General features: G+C 65.1%; 15 protein-coding genes. 10 read left to right on the top strand and 5 right to left on the bottom strand.

Going from position 1 to position 18,245, the window contains the following annotated elements; genetic code table 11:
- Positions 1-15: 15 nt before the first annotated feature.
- Positions 16-1,155 (bottom strand): tetratricopeptide repeat protein, encoded by a 1,140-nt coding sequence (locus U1H99_RS04935; protein WP_323140625.1) that lies wholly within the window; start codon positions 1,153-1,155, stop codon positions 16-18.
- 89 nt (positions 1,156-1,244) lie between these two features.
- Positions 1,245-2,162, bottom strand: coding sequence for a LysR family transcriptional regulator (locus U1H99_RS04940; protein WP_323140626.1), 918 nt, complete (start codon positions 2,160-2,162; stop codon positions 1,245-1,247).
- Positions 2,163-2,259: 97 nt separating this feature from the next.
- Between U1H99_RS04940 and U1H99_RS04945 the strand changes: the two genes are divergently transcribed.
- Together U1H99_RS04945 and U1H99_RS04950 are read left to right on the top strand one after the other, a co-directional pair.
- Entirely contained in the window at positions 2,260-2,895 is a 636-nt protein-coding gene (locus tag U1H99_RS04945) for an NAD(P)H-dependent oxidoreductase (protein WP_323140627.1), read from the top strand.
- 276 nt (positions 2,896-3,171) lie between these two features.
- Complete coding sequence (locus tag U1H99_RS04950; RefSeq protein WP_323140628.1) at positions 3,172-3,891, top strand: NADPH-dependent F420 reductase; 720 nt, start codon at positions 3,172-3,174, stop codon at positions 3,889-3,891.
- Between the two features lie 215 nt (positions 3,892-4,106).
- Here U1H99_RS04950 and U1H99_RS04955 read toward each other — a convergent pair whose 3' ends face one another.
- Entirely contained in the window at positions 4,107-6,005 is a 1,899-nt protein-coding gene (locus tag U1H99_RS04955) for a M61 family metallopeptidase (RefSeq protein ID WP_323140629.1), read from the bottom strand.
- A gap of 258 nt (positions 6,006-6,263) precedes the next feature.
- Between U1H99_RS04955 and U1H99_RS04960 the strand changes: the two genes are divergently transcribed.
- The 4 genes from U1H99_RS04960 (at position 6,264) to U1H99_RS04975 (ending at position 10,576) form a co-directional block, all read left to right on the top strand.
- Positions 6,264-6,734 (top strand): Hsp20 family protein, encoded by a 471-nt coding sequence (locus tag U1H99_RS04960; protein WP_141832795.1) that lies wholly within the window; start codon positions 6,264-6,266, stop codon positions 6,732-6,734.
- 234 nt (positions 6,735-6,968) lie between these two features.
- Positions 6,969-8,510, top strand: a complete 1,542-nt coding sequence (locus U1H99_RS04965; RefSeq protein ID WP_323140630.1) for a Do family serine endopeptidase — start codon at positions 6,969-6,971, stop codon at positions 8,508-8,510.
- A gap of 51 nt (positions 8,511-8,561) precedes the next feature.
- On the top strand, positions 8,562-9,224 hold the full coding sequence (locus U1H99_RS04970; RefSeq protein ID WP_323140631.1) for a response regulator: 663 nt from the start codon (positions 8,562-8,564) through the stop codon (positions 9,222-9,224).
- 2 nt (positions 9,225-9,226) lie between these two features.
- Positions 9,227-10,576, top strand: coding sequence for an ATP-binding protein (locus tag U1H99_RS04975; RefSeq protein WP_323140632.1), 1,350 nt, complete (start codon positions 9,227-9,229; stop codon positions 10,574-10,576).
- Here the strand turns inward: U1H99_RS04975 and U1H99_RS04980 are convergent.
- Positions 10,539-11,960, bottom strand: coding sequence for a heavy metal sensor histidine kinase (locus U1H99_RS04980; protein ID WP_323140633.1), 1,422 nt, complete (start codon positions 11,958-11,960; stop codon positions 10,539-10,541). The genes U1H99_RS04975 and U1H99_RS04980 overlap by 38 nt on opposite strands.
- Positions 11,957-12,628 carry a heavy metal response regulator transcription factor gene (locus U1H99_RS04985; protein WP_323140634.1) on the bottom strand — a complete coding sequence of 224 codons (672 nt, stop codon included), beginning with the start codon at positions 12,626-12,628 and terminating at the stop codon, positions 11,957-11,959. Before U1H99_RS04985 ends, U1H99_RS04980 begins: the two co-directional genes overlap by 4 nt.
- A 170-nt stretch (positions 12,629-12,798) precedes the next feature.
- On the opposite strand from U1H99_RS04985, the gene U1H99_RS04990 reads away from it, so the two are divergent.
- The 4 genes from U1H99_RS04990 (at position 12,799) to U1H99_RS05005 (ending at position 18,151) form a co-directional block, all read left to right on the top strand.
- Positions 12,799-13,149: a CzcE family metal-binding protein gene (locus tag U1H99_RS04990; protein ID WP_323140635.1), complete on the top strand. Its 351-nt coding sequence runs from the start codon at positions 12,799-12,801 to the stop codon at positions 13,147-13,149.
- A 129-nt stretch (positions 13,150-13,278) separates the two neighbouring features.
- Complete coding sequence (locus U1H99_RS04995; protein WP_323140636.1) at positions 13,279-15,120, top strand: ABC transporter ATP-binding protein/permease; 1,842 nt, start codon at positions 13,279-13,281, stop codon at positions 15,118-15,120.
- Positions 15,121-15,289: 169 nt separating this feature from the next.
- Positions 15,290-17,536 carry a phosphocholine-specific phospholipase C gene (locus tag U1H99_RS05000; RefSeq protein ID WP_323140637.1) on the top strand — a complete coding sequence of 749 codons (2,247 nt, stop codon included), beginning with the start codon at positions 15,290-15,292 and terminating at the stop codon, positions 17,534-17,536.
- 33 nt (positions 17,537-17,569) lie between these two features.
- Positions 17,570-18,151, top strand: a complete 582-nt coding sequence (locus U1H99_RS05005) for a PEP-CTERM sorting domain-containing protein (protein WP_323140638.1) — start codon at positions 17,570-17,572, stop codon at positions 18,149-18,151.
- The last annotated feature ends 94 nt before the right edge of the window (positions 18,152-18,245 follow it).

Raw genomic sequence — 18,245 nt, forward strand, 5'->3', positions numbered from 1 at the left:
CCGAAAGAAACCGGCCTACAAGCGCAACTGCAAACCTTCGATTTTCTTGCGCAGCTGCTCGCTCGGCGGGCCGTCCAGTTTGGCGCTCGCTTCGCGTATCAGTTGTCGTGCTTCGTCGCGTTCCCCTTTTTGCAGCAAGACCTCGACCAGGTGCAATGCAATCTCCGGATGCTGAAGTTGCGAATAGGCGCGCCGCAACTGTGTTTCTGCTGCCTCCAGATTGCCGAGCCGATACTGCGCGTAGCCCACGGTGTCCATTGCATAGGGACTGTCGGGTTTGATCTCCAGCGCCTTGGACGCAAGCTGCAATGCATACGCCGGTTTCACGTTGCGTTCGACATACCATGAAGCGAGGTTGTTATAGGACGTGTACTCGCCGGGCGCCCTTGCAATGGCCAGTTGTGCGGCGCTTTCCGCCACATCGAATCGTCCGGTCTCGTTGGCTACCGAGGCATATAAATTGAGCAGCTCGGCTTCGGGTGCTACACGTGGCGTACCGGCAGCAAGCACCTCGTAAGCTTCTTCGAGCCGTCCCAAGTGGCGCAGGTAATCTGCTTTTGACAGAATCACCTGAAGCAGGTCATCGGGCGTGCACGGCTCCAGCGAATCGACCAGCGCGAGCGCGCCTGTCACATTCTTTTCTTTGGCGAGCAGCATGGAGCGTTGAATCTGCGCCGCGAAATACGCCTTCTGTTCGTTCGGATCGACTTGGTCGAGCCATTTGCGCGATGCCGCGATGTCGTCCCGCTCCCGGCACAGGCGGGCAAGCACCAGCAGCATGTCACCGGGCTTGTATTCTTTCCTGCGCAGCGCCAGGGCGTGGTAGCGCTCGAAATACGCTTCACCCTCGGCCCGGCGGCCCAGTTGCATCGAGGTATTGGCAAATAAAAACAGGATGCTGGGCTCATCCGGATATGTCTTCATCAAGGCATTGAGTTCCTCGCGCGCCGCATCGAACTGCTTTGCGTCGATGAGCGAGATGGCGTGCGCCAGCGCCCTGGCAAACGGCTTGGTGTCGGTGCCGGCAGCAGGCGATTGCGCGGCAGTGGCTGGAACACCGGCTTGATCCGCATCGGAAATGTGCTGCTGCGAAGCCGAGACCGAAGCGCATGCCGCGAGAGCGATAACGGCAGCTGACAAAAGTTGTTTCTTCAAAATGCACCCTGAAAAATGACGTGCCTGATCCAGCTCTGATCGGTGTCGCTCAGCATAGCAGCTTGCCTGAGCGAAAAAGTCACGAACAGTCACGCCAGGCAGGAACCGTCCCGCGTCGCCACCAGCATGTCGATCAGCGCGCGCGACGCCGCCGACAAGCCACGGTGGGCCGGATACACGACCGAGAACGCGCGCGTCCTTCCGCGCAGTTGCGGCAACACTTCCACCAGCCGTCCCGCCGCCAGGCTGGCTTCGGCAAACAGGCGCGGACACAGCGCGATCCCCATGCCCTGTTCGGCCAGCCAGATGACGCCCATCGCATCGGTCGACACCGTCACCGACGCCGGCGGGATCCAATCGATGTCGCGCTCGCCATCGCGTAGCTGCCAGGGAAATACCCGGCCGGTATTGGGCCGGACGAAGGCGATGCAATGCTGGCGCGCCAGGTCGTCCAGCGTCGCCAGCGGTCCGGCCGTCTCCAGGTAGGCAGGGGCAGCCAGCAGGCACAGCGGCGACGCTTCCAGGTGGCGCGACGCCATCGTGCTGCTCGACAGCGGGCCGGAGCGGATCGCCAAGTCGAAGCCCTCGGCCACCAGGTCGACGTTGCGGTTGGTGATGTCGACGTCCAGCTCGACCAGCGGATAGGCGCGCTTGTAGGCGGCCAGCACCGCTGGCAGGCGCTGCAGGCCATACCCGGTGGACACGCTCATGCGCACCTTGCCGCTCAGTTGCGCCGTCGTGCTGCGCATTGCCTGCTCAGCCTGCCCGAGGAGGGCGAAGGCGTCGCGGGCCTCGTCGGCGTAGCGCTGGCCGGCATCGGTGAGGCTGAGGCTGCGGGTGGTCCGGCGCAACAGTTGTGCGCCCAGCCGCGCCTCGAGCCGCGACACGGCCCGGCTCAGCACCGACGGCGTGGTCGACAGCACGACCGCCGCCGCGCTGAACGAACCGTGCTCGACGACATTGAGAAACACCTCGACATCGGCCAGGTGATCGAACTTCCGCCCCATCTTGCTTCCTCAAGAACAAATCATTTGCCAGAAGCATAGTTTATCGATCTGTCGTGAACAAATACAATAACGCATCTTTTATTCGAAAGGACCTCACATGGAATTGCTCGACAAACTGAACTGGCGCTATGCCACCAAGGCGATGGACCCGGCGCGCAAGGTGCCGCAGGAAAAGCTCGATCGCATCATCGAAGCCGCGCGCCTGGCGCCGACCTCGTCCGGCCTGCAGCCCTATGAAATCCTGATCGTGAACAATCCGGCGCTGCGCGCCCAGATCCGCGAGGTCGCCTGGAACCAGGCGCAGGTGGTCGACGCTTCGCACCTGCTGGTGTTCGCCGCCTGGGACAACTACACGCCCGAGCGCATCAACCACATGTTCGACCTCACCAACGAGGTGCGCGGCTTCCGCAACGAAGGCTGGGAAGCCTACCGCCAGCAACTGCTGTCGACCTACCCGGGCCGCGACGCGGAAGTCAACTTCCAGCACGCTGCGCGCCAGGCCTACATCGGCTTCGGTGCGGCGGTCATCGCGGCTGCCTTCGAGGAAGTCGATTGCACGCCGATGGAAGGCTTCGATCCGGCTGCCGTCGACCGCATCCTGAACCTGGGCGAGCGCGGCCTGCGCAGCGCGGTCATGCTGCCGCTGGGCTACCGCAAGGCCGAGCAGGACTGGCTGGTCGACCTGCCGAAAGTGCGCCGCCCGCTGGGGCAGTTCGTGAGCGAGATCGACTGATCCTCCACTCTCCCTGCTTTCAAATGTGGGCTGACGGTCCGCCTCTTCCAGGGGCGGGCCTGTTCCCCATCGTCCAATGCATTAGTGGCAATGCCAGTCGTACAACACATCATGGTCTAGATGTGTAACATCGAGGCAGTCTTTCAAATTGACTTGAAGGACACCTATCTTGCATGGCTCACGCCGCTGTACATCATCAACGAGATAATGCGTCATCGTCGCGTCTCCGCTAGTCGAGGCGCTTTTCCGTTGGTACAACTTTAATCAGAGGACGATATGAATATTGGAATCATTGGCGCAGGCCATATTGGCAGCGCCCTTGCGGAACGGCTCACCGGCCTTGGACATGTGGTGCACATCGCCAACTCGCGCGGGCCCGATACCTTGAAGGACGTGGCGCAAAAAACCGGCGCCCAGCCCGTGACCGCCGAGGAGGCTGCTCGTCATGGAGACATTCTCGTGGTTACCATTCCACTCAAGAATATTCCTGACCTGCCGAAAAACCTGTTTGCGGATGTCGCCGCCGACGTGCCCATCATTGACACGAGCAACTATTATCCACTGCTACGCGACGGCCATATTCCGGAGCTGGAAACAGGCGATCTCACGGAAAGCGAATGGGTCCAGCGCCACCTGGGCCGTAAGGTCGTGAAGGTGTTCAACAATATCTACGCCGACCATATCCGAACCAAGGGGCTGCCGGAAGGCACCGCTGGCCGTATTGCACTGCCGGTCGCCAGCGACGATGCGCAAGCCAAGCAAAAAGTGATGGCACTCGTCGAGGAATTGGGCTTTGACGCCGTCGACGACGGCAGCCTGCACGAGTCCTGGCGGCAGCAGCCCGGCACACCCGCCTATGGCGCCGATTTGCCCGCCGATCAACTGCGCGCGCTGTTCGAGAAGCTGGGACCTGCACGGTCTGAAGCCCAGCATGCAGAGTACCTGGCCAACCACGCCAAGCTCGAACGCGAGATGGCCAAGAAGCACCAGGCCTAAAAGAAGCGCGTGAACGATTCCATCGTTCTCTAATTTACCGCCGCCGGGGGCAGGGTGCAGGCCTTGCCGCTGAAGGTCACGGCATCGAAGAAATGCATCAAGCCCTCGGCCGCGCGGACGAAAAAAAGGCATCCGTCGGGATGCCTTGGTATGGCGGCTAGTGTGACCGCTCGATGGCATCCGGCGCCTGCCGGATGCCATGTCCCGCACGGCGTTTATTTCAGCGCCGAGAAGATCGCCTCCAGACGATCCTTGGTACCCGGAATCCGCTCCAGGCGCGGATAGCGCAGGCCGCCGCGGTAGTCGAGCGAGACCGTGCGCAGCACGTTGCCCTTCTTGACCAGCAGCTGGATCGGCTTGCCGTCCTTGGCTTCGGTGATCGCTTTCTTCAGCAGTTCCGGCTTGTACACGCGGTTGTTGACCGCGACGATCGAGGAATTCGCCGCCAGGCCGGCGCGGAAGGCCACGCCGTCCCAGATCAGGCCGCGGATCGCGCCGTCGGCAGCGACCGTGAAGCCGAGCGAGTAGCTCAGGTCGGTGACCTTGTTGCGGTCATCCGCGCCCTTGATCAGGTCGGTCGGGGTGTCGGTGTAGACCAGCTTCCAGCCGGCGCGCGCAAGGCCGTCCAGCGGGGCGCCCGGGCCGTGGCCGTCGAGCTTGGAACGCAGGAAGCTGGCCCAGTCGTAGGGCTGGATCTTGTTCAGCGTCGCGACCACGTCCTCGAAGGTGTAGAAGGCGGGCAGGTGGCTGCCGTCGTTCATGCTGTAGAAGGCGCGCGCGAAGTCGTTCAGCGAGCGCTTGTCGTTCGACATTTCGCGCAGGCGGGTGTCGACGTCGAGCCAGATCAGCTGGCCTTCCGAATAGTAGTCCTCGCTGCGCTGCCAGTTGGCCCAGCCGAGCGGGCGGCGCGCGTTCATGATCGGGTCGTTGACCGTGTCCTGCAGCGCGCGCCAGTTGCGGCCGGCGACGCTGTCGTAGCGCGCCGCGGTGGCGGCAAGAGCGTCGCGGGCGCCGGCGATCGAGACCAGGCCGGAGCGCGCGGCCAGCACGTTGCCCCAGTACTGGGTCTGGCCTTCGTACACGTACAACAGCTCGTTTTGCAGCGGCACGTTGAAGTTGGGGACGTTCTGGCCGGCCGGGCGGCGGAACTTGCCGTCCCACGAGTGGGTGTATTCGTGCGGCAGCAGGTCGCGTCCGGCTTCGCTCTTGGACCAGTCGGTGAAGTAGCCCGGCTTGACGCCGTTCTCGCTCGACTGGTGGTGTTCGCGGCCGATGCCCCCGAATTCGTCGGACAGCGCGAACAGGAAATCGTAGTGGTCGTAGTGGTGCGAGCCAAACAGTTTATACGCTTGTTGCACCAGCTTGCGGTGCGGTTCGATCTGCTCCGGTTTCGCTTCCAGGCTCTCCGGCGTATCCGCGAATACGTTCAGGCGCACCGGCACCTTGGCGCCCGGGTCGAGGTCGAACTGCTTGTAGTAGCGGCCGGCGAACAGCGGCGAATCGACCAGCGTTTCGAGGTCGCTCGGCTTGAAGCGGATGTCGTCGCCCTGGCGGTTCTCGGTCTCCAGCGCGGTGGCGTACTGCCAGCCGGTCGGCAGTTTCAGGTTGGCCTGCACGGTCACGCCGCGCGCCACGTAGCCGGCCGGGTACAGCGTGGTCGAGATCCATTGCACGCCGAGGATGTCGTCGGTCATGGTGTTGCGGCCCTGGCTCGCGTCCAGCGGCGACAGGTACTGGTACTCGGCTTCCAGCGTGGTCGCGCCTTCCGGCACCGTCACATGGAAGGCGAACACCTGCACCGGATCGCGGGTCCACTCCACCGGCTTGCCGTTGGCCGTGAACTTCAGGCCGGCCAGCTGGGTGATCGGGCCGTTGGGGCCGTGGTTGGCCGGCAGCCACTGCGGATACAGCAGCGTCAGCGGGCCCGGTTTCACGGGAATCGACATGCGCATGCGGAAGATCTGCTGCGATAGGTTGGTCGCGTCGACGTTCAGCACGATGGTGCCGGGATAGGTCGGATTGACCGGGGCAGGAACGTCGGCGTGGGCGGCAGGGAAGGCCAGTGCCAGCGCGAGTGCGAGGGCGGATGCGGAGCGTGAAAGGATTGCGGTCATGTCGAGAATGAGCGAGGAGGGAGACGAGTAACTGGGTACGAACGCGGGTACGAACGAGGGTGCAAACGAACGAATATAGCACGCTTGACAATGCAAAATGCCAGCTTGCCGCGATGCGAATAAAATTCGAAAAACGGCATTCAAATCGATATTTTGTATGTCTTGAAAACCGTATGGCGGGACATAGATTGGTTCCATCGGATGCTCACGATGAGGTCCGACAACTTTATCGCTTGAACTTTAAAAGGATATTCAATCATGCGTACTTTCGATCTGACTCCCCTGTACCGTTCCGCTATCGGTTTCGACCGCCTGGTGAACCTGCTCGAGCAGCGTGCTGAAGCCGCCCCGAGCTACCCGCCGTACAACGTCGAACTGGTCAGCGAAGACAAATACCGTATCGTGATGGCGCTCGCCGGTTTCAACCGTAACGAGATCGACATCGTCGCCGAACGCGATACCCTGCTGGTCACCGGCCGCAAGCAAAAAGACGACGTGCAGCGTACCTTCCTGCACCGTGGCATTGCTTCGCGTGACTTCGAACAGCGCTTCCAGCTGGCCAACCACGTGAAGGTCGTCAGCGCCGGCTTCGACAACGGCATGCTGACCATCGAACTGGTCCGCGAAGTGCCGGAAGCCTTCAAGCCGCGCAAGATCGCGATTGCCGATGCACTGGGCAATACCGACAACGTGCAAGTGCTGGAGCAACCGACCCAGCAAGCTGCGTAATCGGTAGCAAGTAACGGTAGTCAGAAAGAGGCGCTTCGGCGCCTCTTTTCCGTTTGCACGGCCACGAAAACGTCACCTGTCGCCGCGTGGACGGCGAAGCCGTCCACCCTACTTAAGCGCCGCCTAAGCTCGTACGAACTCGAGCTTAAGCATGTTCTAAGACTGCAAGCTCAATATACTCCTTACCAAAACAGCAGTCCTCAGAACCACTTTTCCAAACCCAGGAGCACGTATATGCAAACCGAAGGTGCAGTTGCCATCACCGCAAAACGTCTCACGCTGGCCCTGTGCGCGGCCGGCGTCGTTGGCGGAGCGGTTGGCGCGATCGCAGTCAATCACAATAACGCAACTGCCGCCGCCGAAGCCGCCGCGGCGGCCAACGTCCCCGCGCCGGCAAGCGTACCGGCACCGGTCGCAGCGACCCCGGCGCCTGTCGCCGGCAACGCGACCGCAGTCGGCTTGCCGGACTTTACCAAGATCGTCTCCCACAACGGCCCGGCCGTGGTGAACATCCGCGTCGTCGGCAGCGCCAAGGCGCAGCAGCGCCAGATGCCGCAGTTCGACGAGGACGATCCCTTCTTTGAATTCTTCCGCCGCTTCCAGCAACCGCAACAGCCACGTGGTGGCAACGGTGGCCGCGGTGAAGTCGTTTACGGCGCTGGATCGGGCTTCATTGTTAGCCCGGACGGCGTCATCCTTACCAACGCGCACGTGGTGCGCGATGCCGACGAAGTCACGGTCAAGCTGCAGGACCGCCGCGAATACCGCGCGAAAGTCCTGGGCTCGGATACCAAGACCGACGTCGCCGTGCTGAAAATCGATGCCAAGAACCTGCCGGTGGTCCCGCTGGGCAACACCCGCAACCTGCAGGTCGGTGAATGGGTGCTGGCGATCGGTTCGCCGTTCGGCCTGGAGTCCACCGTGACCGCCGGCGTGGTCAGCGCCAAAGGGCGCTCGCTGCCGGGCGACTCGGTGCCCTTCATCCAGACCGACGTCGCGGTCAACCCGGGTAACTCGGGCGGCCCGCTGTTCAACACGCGTGGCGAAGTGGTCGGCATCAATTCGCAGATCTACAGCCAGACCGGCGGCTACCAGGGCCTGTCGTTCGCGATCCCGATCGATGCGGCGATCCGCATCAAGGACCAGATCGTCGCCACCGGCAAGGTGCAGCACGCCCAGTTGGGTGTCGGCCTGCAGGACATCGGCCAGGATTTTGCCGATTCGTTCAAGCTGGACACGCCGGACGGCGCACTGGTCTCGAATGTCCAGCGCGGCAGCGCTGCGGACAAGGCCGGCCTGAAGTCGGGTGACGTGATCCGCAAGGTCAACGGCCAGCCGATCGTTGCCAGCGGCGACCTGTCGGCCCTGGTGGCGGTGGCCAAGCCGGGCGAGCGCGTCGTGCTGGACGTCTGGCGCGACGGCCACATCGTGCAAGTGAACGCAACGCTGGGCAGTGCCAACGACAAGCCCGATGCATCGGCGCGCAACGCCCTGGCCAGCGCTGACAGCGGCGCCAAGCTCGGCCTGGCCCTGCGGCCGCTCGACCCGATGGAGAAGCGCCAGTCCGGCATTCCGTCGGGCCTGCTGATCGAAGATGCGGGCGGCGCCGCCCAGATGGCCGGCGTGCAGCCGGGCGACGTCCTGCTGGCCGTGAACGGCAAGCAGGTGAGCTCGGTGGCCCAGGTGCGCGACGTGGTCGGCAAGTCCAGCAAGTCGGTGGCCTTGCTGATCCAGCGCGGGGATGACAGAATCTTCATTCCCGTGCGGATTGGCTGACGAATCGTGGTGTCTTCCACCCGCATGGGTTTCAGATAATCGGGGGATTGAATGCGGCTGCTGCTGGTGGAAGACGATACGATGATCGGCGAAGTGGTGCTCGACCTGCTCAGGGCCGAGCACTACGCCGTCGACTGGGTCAAGGACGGCGAAATGGCCGACACGGCCCTGATGCAGAACCAGAACTACGACCTGGTGGTCCTCGACCTGGGCCTGCCGCGCAAGGATGGCCTGGAAGTGTTGCGCAGCATGCGCGCGCGCAAGGACCGCACGCCGGTGCTGGTCGCCACCGCGCGCGATGCGGTGGCGCAGCGTATCGCCGGGCTCGACGCCGGCGCCGACGACTACGTCCTCAAACCCTACGATCTCGACGAACTGCTGGCGCGCATCCGCGCGCTGCTGCGGCGCGCCGCCGGGCGCGCCGAACCCGTCTTCGAGTACAAGAACATCTCCATCAATCCCGCCACCCGCGAAGTGCTGGTCGACGGCGCCCCGACCGTGCTGTCGGCGCGCGAATGGGCCGTGCTGGAAGCGCTGGTCGCGCGTCCCGGCGCGGTGCTGTCGCGCGCCCAGCTCGAGGAAAAGCTGTACAGCTGGCGCGATGAAGTCAGCAGCAACGCGGTCGAGGTGTATATCCACGGCCTGCGCAAGAAGCTCGGCAGCGACCTGATCCAGAACGTGCGCGGCGTCGGCTACATGGTTCCCAAGGTCTAGAAGTGAAAGTAAGGCGTGTACTGACCCATTCCCTGCGCGGCCGGCTGCTGTGGTATTTGCTGGCCGCGATCACGATCGCCGCCGTGGCCCAGGCCTCGATCGCCTACCGCACGGCGCTGCAGGACGCCGACCAGATCTTCGACTATCACATGCAGCAGATGGCGCTGTCGCTGCGTTCGCGCGTGCCGCTCGCCAGCAGCGAGACCGCGGACAACGTCGAGACGCCGCTGTCGGGCAGCGACGACATGGTGGTGCAGGTGTGGTCGCCGGACGGCGTGCAGGTGTTCAAGAGCGCCTCGCACGCGCGCCTCCCGCAGCGCGCCGTGCTCGGCTTCTCCAACGTGCGCGCCAACGGCACCACCTACCGCATCTTCTCGATCCAGACCGATAACCAGACCGTGCAGGTGGCCCAGGACCTGGCCGTGCGCCGCAGCATGGCCAGCAACCTGGCTTTCCGCACGCTGGGGCCGATCGCGGTCATGATGCCGATCCTGATGCTGGTCGTGTGGTGGGTGGTCAGCGGTTCGCTCGATCCGGTGTCGCGCGTGCGGCGCCAGGTGGCGTCGCGCCAGGCCGACGACCTGTCGCCGGTATCGGAAAACGGACTGCCGGACGAGGTGCGCCCGCTGGTGCAGGAACTGAACCTGCTGTTCGGGCGCGTGCGCACCGCCTTCGACGCCCAGCAGAACTTCGTCGCCGACGCCGCCCACGAACTGCGCACGCCGCTGGCCGCGCTCAAGCTGCAGGTAACCAGCCTGGAACGCGCCCACTGCGACGAGGCGCGCCAGGTCGCCATCGGCCGCCTGTCCGCCGGCATCGAGCGCGCCACCCGCCTGGTCGAGCAATTGCTGGTGCTGGCGCGCCAGGAAGCCAACGAAGCGCCGCGCCAGCCGGTCGACCTGGCCTCGCTTGCGGGACGCGCGGTGGCCGACCTGGCCGGCGTGGCGCAAGCCCGGCACATCGACCTCGGCCTGCAACGCGCCGATGCCGCCGCCGTGCAAGGGCAGAGCGACGCCTTGATGATCCTGCTGCGTAACCTGGTCGACAATGCGATCAAGTACACCCCGAGCGGCGGCACGGTCGACGTGTCGGTGGAAGCGCGGGCAGGGGAGGTGGTGGTGACGGTCGAGGACAGCGGTCCCGGCATCCCGGCGGCGGAACGCGAGCGCGTGTTCGACCGCTTCTATCGCGTGCCGGGCAGCGACGCCGCCGGCAGCGGGCTGGGACTGGCGATCATCAAGTCGATCGCCGAGCGCCATGGCGCGCGCCTGACGCTGGGCGAATCGGCACGCTTGAAAGGCCTCGAGGCCAGGGTCACGTTTCCGGCACCTGGCGCGGGAAGCACAGGCTGAACACGGTGTCGGCCCCGGGGTGGATCTCGGCCTGGGCGCCGCCGCCGTGCAGGTGCATGATGACGCGCACGATCGGCAAGCCCAGCCCGACCGAGCTGCCGCTGGCGCGTGCGGGGTCGGCCTGGTAGTAGCGGTCGAACACGCGTTCCAGGTCGAATGAAGGCACGCCGTCGCCGCTGTTGCTCACCGAAATCGTGATCCACGCCTCTTCCGCGCGCGCCGCCAGCCGCACCCGGCCGCCCGGCGGGGTGTAGGTGATCGCGTTCGACATCAGGTTGTTGACGGCCCGGCGCAGCAGTACCGGATCGGCGAACAAAGGCACCGGCGGCATTGGGCCGAGCGTCAGCTGTACGTTCTTCTCCTCGGCCAGCATCTCGAAATAATCGGCGATGTGGGCCAGCTCGCGCTTGATGTCGAGCCGCTCGCGCCGCAGCGCGAGCTGGGCGTTTTCGGCACGCGCGAGGAACAGCGTGTTCTCGATCATGCGCGACAGCCGCTCGTACTCTTCCTGGGTGGAAGCGAGCAGGGCCTGGTACTCGTCGATGCTGCGTTCCTGCCCCAGCGCCACCTGGGTCTGCATCATCAAGGCGTTGATGGGCGTGCGCAGGTCGTGCGCCAGGTCGGCGGCAAAGCCCGACAGGCGCTGCACGCCTTCTTCCAGGCGGTCGAGCATGTCGTTGAAGGCGACCGCCATCTCGCGCAGTTCGGCCGGCATGCTGGACGGATCGAGTCGCGTATTCAGGTGGTGGGTATGGATGTCGTTGGCCTTGGCGACCATGCCGCGCAGCGGGCGCAGGCCGCTGCGGATGGCCCAGAAGCCGAGCGCGCTGGCCAGCAGGATGCCGGCGCCCAGCGCGGTCAGCAGGTCGACGCGGTAGCGCTGCAGGATCGCCAGGCGGTCCGAGCGCTCGCGCAGCAGCAGCACGCGCACCTGGGTGCGCGCACCCAGGCCGCCGTAGTCGGCCAGCATGTCGAGCACGTGGGTCGGCGACTGCTCGCCTTCCACTTCGACGATGTCCAGGCGTTCCGGCGCACGCGTCAGCGGTACCGGCACGTAGGCCGACAGCCGGCCCTCGTCCTGCACGGTCGATACCAGCACCTGCCCGTCCGGCAGCGCCACGTGCAGGCTCACGCCTTCCTGGCCGATCACCGGCGCCAGCACGGCTTGCAGCTGTTCCTGCGGCATGCGTCCGCCGGCCGGCAGGGTGCTCAGCAGCTGGCGCACCAGCAAGCCCTTGTTCAGCAGGTCGGCGTCGTCGCGCTCTTCCATCTGCACCGCCAGCGTCTGGTACAGGTAGGCGTCGACGACCCCGAACACGCCGGCGGCGATCGCGGCGAACAGTACGCCGAGGCGCAGCGAAATCGACAGCGGCGTGCGCGTCACGCGCGTTCTTCCAGCAGGTATCCCATGCCGCGCACCGTGTGGATCAGCTTGCGCTGGTGCGGATCGTCGACCTTGGCGCGCAGGCGCTTGACCGCGACGTCGACGACGTTGGTGTCCGAATCGAAGTTCATGTCCCACACCTGAGAGGCGATCAGGGAACGCGACAGCACCTCGCCCTCGCGCCGCACCAGCAGTTTCAGCAGGGCGAACTCGCGCGGCGTCAGGTCGATGCGGGCACCGCCGCGCGACACGCGGTGGCGCAGCAGGTCGACCTCGAGGTCGCTCACCCGGATGACGTCGGGCTCGCGCGCCGGCGCCCGCCGCAGCAGGGTCCGGATCCGCGCCAGCAGTTCGGCAAAGGCGAAGGGCTTGACCAGGTAATCGTCGGCGCCCAGTTCCAGGCCGCGTACGCGGTCGGAGATCTCGTCGCGCGCCGTCAGGAACAGCACCGGCGTGTCCTTGCGCTGGCGCAGTTCGTGCAGCACGGTCCAGCCATCCATCTTCGGCAGCATCACGTCCAGCACGATCAGGTCGTAGTCGTGCTCGAGCGCCAAGTAGAGACCGTCCGGGCCGGAACGCGCCAGGTCGGCATTGAAACCGGATTCGCGCAAGCCCCTGTTCAGGTAGTCGCCGGTCTTGGGATCATCTTCAACAATCAGTATTCGCATCTATTTCGCGTCTATTCGCAGTCATTTTGCATCATTGCCATTGTGCCGGACTCTGGCGGTCTTGCGGGTGACAAATCCGACCCGCTTCTGTAATGCAATTGTCATATTCGGGTCATGCTCGTGTCAGCGGCAAAACTCTAGACTAGCCTCATCCAACCTAGAGGAGAAAAATGATGAACCGCTCGACCCGTACCCTGATCCTCCCGCTGCTCGCCAGTGTCCTGCTCGCTACCGGTTGCGCCACCGCCTCCGACGTGGCACACACCAAACATGCACGTGCCGATTATGGCGTACCTGCCCAGCATGCGCACCGCACCATCGTCGTCCATGAGCGTACCCGCCACATCAATGTCACCAGTGGCGAGACCGTACAGTTCGACGTGAACGGCCAGCGCTTCGCCTTCGCCTTCAACAACTGGCCGAACAAGGACGTGGTGGACCTGTCCGTGATCGCCCCCGAAGGCGTGACCGCCCCCAAAGTGCGCGTCTACATCGCGCCGAATCCCCTGACCCAGGGCTGATTGCCCGCAAGGGTTTGTAGTAAATAGCGGCAGGTCCGGTGACGGACTTGTCGCTATGTATGTTTCCGCACCGAACAAATTTGTGCCCGGTCATATGCTCAAGTCGTACATTACGCCTGCCTGCAAATCATGACCTCGCCCACCTCTGCCATTCCCCAACCCAGACGGCGCCGGACCGCGCTTCTTTCCGTCGCCGCCTGGAAGCAATTCGTCGAGGTGGCCAAACCCTACTGGCTGAGCGAAGAAAAAAAGAAGGCCTGGTGGCTGCTGTTCGCGTTGATCGCCCTGATGCTGGTCGAGACCAAGCTGGCCGTCATGTTGAACGACCAAGCCGGCGAAATGACCTCGGCGCTGGCCGCCAAGAACGGCAACCGCTTCTGGACGGCGGTGCGCGCCTGCCTGTTCACGCTGGCGTTCGCGGTACCGGTGTACGCCTTCTATTACTACATGCGCGACCTGTTCGCCAACCACTGGCGGCGCTGGCTCACCGGCCGCTTCCTCGACGGCTACCTGAAAGGGCGCAAGTACTACGCGCTCGACGCCAACAAGGACATCGACAATCCCGACCAGCGCATCAGCGAAGACATCAACACCTTCACCGGGCGCTCCATTCACTTTCTCCTGATCTTCATCGGCTCGATCATGCAGCTGGTGGCCTTCAGTGCCGTGCTGTGGTCGATCTCGCACATGCTCGTGGGCGTGCTGGCATTGTACGCGTCGATCGGCACGGTGGTCGCCCTGTACGTGTTCGGTAATCCGCTGATCCACCTGAACTTCTGGCAGCTGCGGCGCGAAGCCGACTTCCGCTTCAGCCTGATCCGCCTGCGCGAGAACGCCGAATCGATAGCCTTCTACCGCGGCGAAGAACAGGAACGGACGCGCATCAATCTCAAGCTCGACAAGGCCATCCACAACTTCGCCAAGCTGATCAAGAAGCAGCGCAACCTGAACATGTTCCAGCGCACCTTCAGCCAGCTGACGCTGGTGCTGCCAGGCGTGATCCTGGCCAGCGGCGTGCTGTCGGGCGAACTGGAGGTCGGGCGCGCGATCCAGGCCGCCGGCGCCTTTACCGCGGTGCTGGGCGCCGTCGGCGTGATCGTCGACAATTTCGAAAGCCTGAGCCGCTTCATCGCCGGCATCGGCCGCCTGCATGGCCTGTCGCGGCTGGTGCTGGACGATGCCGCACCTGCCGCTGCTGCCGGTGCTGCCGTCGATGCGCATCCGAGCATCGAGCGCCGTCCGGGCACGCACCTGGCGCTGCAGTCGCTGACCCTGCATCCGCCCCAGTCCGAACGCGTGCTGATCAAGGAACTGAACCTGACCCTGAAGCCGGGCGACGCGCTGCTCATCACCGGCGACAGCGGCTGCGGCAAGAGCTCGCTGCTGCGCGCGATCGCCGGCCTGTGGCAGACCGGCAGCGGCACGATCCAGCATCCGCCGCAAGAGGACTTTTTCTTCCTGCCGCAGCAGCCCTACCTGCAGCGCGGCACGCTGCGCAGCCAGCTGATCTACCCCAGCACGCACACGTCCCTGGGCGACGCCGAGCTGCTGGCCATCCTGGAACAGGTACACTTGCCGCGCCTGGCCGGCCGCGTGGGCGGCCTGGATGCCGTGCAGGACTGGGACAAGCTGCTGTCGGTCGGCGAGCAGCAGCGCCTGGCCTTCGGCCGCGTGCTGGTGCATGCGCCCAAGATCGTCATCCTGGACGAAGCGACCAGTGCCCTCGACGGCGCCAACGAAGCGGCGCTGTACGGGCGCCTGCGCGAGAGCGGCACCACGCTGATCAGCATTGCGCACCGGCCGGCGGTACTGCGCCACCATACCCACGTGCTGCATCTGATGGGGGAGGGGCAGTGGGAGCTGCTGGATGCGACCGTGTACCGCTTCGATGGCGCCCCGGCAGAGATGCGCTCGAACGAGGCGCGGGTACAGCCGGCGCGGCGGCCGCCGGCGATCGCCGTCACCGGCTAGGCACCAGCTAGGCACCAGCGGGGGAGTCCGGACCACGTCGGGTGGTTTGTCATGCCGTCGTCATGCATGCAGTTTACATTGGCGACGTTGTAAAGCCGTATCGGCATGGCAACGACATGCAAGCGTTTTGCTTGCATAAAAGTAATCCACCAACGCCCGGACAAACCTCATGACCTCACGACGCAGCTTCCTGCGCGGCACTGCCCACGCGGGTATCGCCGCCGCCACCTACGCAGCCTTCCCGCCGGCGATCCAGCGCGCCCTCGCGATTCCTGCCAATAACGCGACGGGCACCATTCGCGACGTCGAGCACGTCGTGATCCTGATGCAGGAAAACCGCGCCTTCGACCATTATTTCGGCACGCTGGCCGGCGTGCGCGGCTTCGGCGACCGCTTCCCGATCCCGCTGCCGGAAGGCCGCACCGTGTGGCAGCAGCGCCTGGGCAACGGCACCGTGGTGATGCCCTTCCACCTGGACGGCAGCGTCGGCAACGCGCAGCGCGCCAACGGCACGCCGCACGACTGGAACGACAGCCAGATGGCCTGGGACAACGGCCGCATGGACCAGTGGCCGCGCTACAAGAACCCGATTTCGATGGGCTACTTCAACGAGAACGAAATCCCGTTCCAGTTCGCGCTGGCCAATGCGTTCACGCTGTGCGACGCCTACCACTGCGCGATGCACACCGGGACCGACGCCAACCGCTCATTCTTCATCACCGGCACCAACGGCGCGGTGCCGACCGGTACCGCCTTCGTCACCAACGAGTGGGATGCGATCGACGGGGTGCAGGGCGGCGTCAACACCGGCTATACCTGGACCACCTATGCCGAGCGCCTCGAAAAGGCCGGCGTGAGCTGGATCAGCTACCAGAACATGCCCGACGAGTGGGGCGACAACATGCTGGGCGCGTTCCGCCAATTCAGGAAAGCCAATATCGCCTCCGGCTACCCGGTCTCCAGCGGCGGCGCCCCCGGCCAGCCCTACACCAGCACCGGCCAGGCTTTGCCTTATCACGCCTACGATGCGGCAACCGACAACGTCAACAACCCGCTGTACAAAGGCATCGCCAACACCCTGCCGGGCACCCGCCCCGAGCAATACCTGGATGCCTTCAAGCGCGACATCCGCGAAGGCAAGCTGCCGCAGGTGTCGTGGATGAACGCCCGGTCGATCTATTGCGAGCACCCCGGCCCGTCCAGCCCGGTGCAGGGCGCCTGGTTCATCCAGGAAGTGCTGGACGCGCTGACGGCCAACCCGGAAGTCTGGAGCAAGACCGTGCTGATCGTCACCTACGACGAGAACGACGGCTATTTCGACCACGTGCCGTCGCCGTCCGCACCGTCGCCGGACGGCAAGGGCGGCTACGCCGGCAAGACCACGCTGGCACCGGCCGACATGGGCCCCGAGTACTACACACACGGCAAGCCGGCCGGCAGTACCAAGCAGCCGGCTGCGGACGGCCGCGTCTACGGCCCCGGCCCACGCGTGCCGATGTTCGTGATCTCGCCCTGGAGCCGCGGCGGCTGGGTCAACTCGCAGGTGTTCGACCACACCTCGGTGCTGCGCTTCCTGGAAGCGCGTTTCGGGGTCAAGGAGCCGAACATCGGCCCCTTCCGCCGGGCGGTCTGCGGCGACCTCACCAGCGCCTTCAACTTCGCCACGCCCAACGCCGAAACCCTGCCGACGCTGGCGGGCCGCAAGGACAGGAGCCAGGCCGACGCCCTGCGCGCCGCCCAGCAGCGCCTGCCGCAGATCGCGCCGCCGGCGTCGCCGCAGATGCCGCTGCAGGCCGCCGGCACGCGGCCCTCGCGCGCGCTGCCGTATGAACTGGCGACCACCTGCGAAGTGCAGCCCGGCGCCACCATGTCGTCCGCGCGCGTGGCGCTGACCTTCACCAACACCGGCCGCCAGGCCGCCGTGTTCCACGTGTACGACCGCAAGGACCTGGCCGCCGTACCGCGCCGCTATACGGTGGAGGCGGGCAAGTCGCTTGCGGATACCTGGACCCCGGGCGTCAGCGGCGCCCCGTATGACTTGTGGGTATTGGGACCGAACGGCTACTTCCGCCACTTCACGGGCAGTGCGCTGCGCGCCGTCGCGGCAGGCCAGCCGCGCCCCGACCTGCAGGTGCGCTGCGACGCCACCAGCGGCGAGCTGGTGCTGCGCCTGGTGAATACCGGGGCGGCGCCGTGCACCTTCAGCCTGGTGGCCAACGCCTATGCGCAGCTGCGCCAGCTGCACACGCTGGCGGCACGCACCGAACTCACGGTGCGCATCCCGGTGGCGGCCAACGGCTACTGGTACGACTTCAGCGCCACCGTGTCGGGCCAGACCGACTACCTGCGGCGCTTCGCCGGGCGCGTCGAAACCGGCCGCCATACGGTCAGCGACCCGGCCCTGGGCCGCGCCTGACGCCACCTTTCATCAAGCATCCAAAGGAATTTCATGTATCCCATCATCCGCAGCGTCGCCCTGAGCGCCGCCATCGCGCTGTGCGCGCCTTTCGCCTCGGCGACCGTGCTGGATTTCGACGACATCGCCGGTCCCGACGACATCGCTGCCGTCCCCGGCAACTACGGTGGCCTGGACTGGTCGGGTGCCGGCCTGTCGGTCATCACCAGCGAGCAGTGGCCATTCACCGCCCATTCCGGCCAGGGCAGGGTGACCACCGACTGGACCGACGGCGGCCCGGTCGCCAGCACCATCCGCTTCCTGGCGCCGACCGTCTTCGACGGCGCCTGGTTCGCCGGCTATGGCGACAGCAGCGTACGCTTCGACCTGTATGCGAACGGCCAGCTGGTGGCCAGCTCGGCGTCGCTGCAATTGGCGGAGACGCCGGCCTTCCTGGACGCCGGCTGGGACGGGCTCATCGACACGGTGGTCGTGGCCAGCGACTTCCAGGCGAGCTACGTGATGGATGACCTGAGCTTCGACAGTGCCGCCGCCGTGCCGGAACCAGGTTCGCTGGCGCTGCTGCTGGCGGGACTGGGATTGGGCGGGGTGGTACGGCGAGCACGCAAATCCTAAACCTACTCCTGCAGGGCATGATCCCAAGCTGTCGCATTGAAAGGTGACAGCCTTGTCGAATTACCTATTGTGTTCAGGCCGCGACGACCCATCT

The sequence above is a fragment of the Massilia phyllosphaerae genome (assembly GCF_034659755.1).
Taxonomy (GTDB): Bacteria; Pseudomonadota; Gammaproteobacteria; order Burkholderiales; family Burkholderiaceae_D; genus Telluria; species Telluria phyllosphaerae.

Coding starts and splice junctions, on each gene's coding strand:
- U1H99_RS04945 (WP_323140627.1), top strand. CDS start 2,260: ATGGAATTGCTCGACAAACTGAACTGGCGCTATGCCACCAAGGCGATG.
- U1H99_RS04965 (WP_323140630.1), top strand. CDS start 6,969: ATGCAAACCGAAGGTGCAGTTGCCATCACCGCAAAACGTCTCACGCTG.
- U1H99_RS04955 (WP_323140629.1), bottom strand. CDS start 6,005: ATGACCGCAATCCTTTCACGCTCCGCATCCGCCCTCGCACTCGCGCTG.
- U1H99_RS04985 (WP_323140634.1), bottom strand. CDS start 12,628: ATGCGAATACTGATTGTTGAAGATGATCCCAAGACCGGCGACTACCTG.
- U1H99_RS04970 (WP_323140631.1), top strand. CDS start 8,562: ATGCGGCTGCTGCTGGTGGAAGACGATACGATGATCGGCGAAGTGGTG.
- U1H99_RS04950 (WP_323140628.1), top strand. CDS start 3,172: ATGAATATTGGAATCATTGGCGCAGGCCATATTGGCAGCGCCCTTGCG.
- U1H99_RS04990 (WP_323140635.1), top strand. CDS start 12,799: ATGATGAACCGCTCGACCCGTACCCTGATCCTCCCGCTGCTCGCCAGT.
- U1H99_RS05005 (WP_323140638.1), top strand. CDS start 17,570: ATGTATCCCATCATCCGCAGCGTCGCCCTGAGCGCCGCCATCGCGCTG.
- U1H99_RS04940 (WP_323140626.1), bottom strand. CDS start 2,162: ATGGGGCGGAAGTTCGATCACCTGGCCGATGTCGAGGTGTTTCTCAAT.
- U1H99_RS05000 (WP_323140637.1), top strand. CDS start 15,290: ATGACCTCACGACGCAGCTTCCTGCGCGGCACTGCCCACGCGGGTATC.
- U1H99_RS04995 (WP_323140636.1), top strand. CDS start 13,279: ATGACCTCGCCCACCTCTGCCATTCCCCAACCCAGACGGCGCCGGACC.
- U1H99_RS04960 (WP_141832795.1), top strand. CDS start 6,264: ATGCGTACTTTCGATCTGACTCCCCTGTACCGTTCCGCTATCGGTTTC.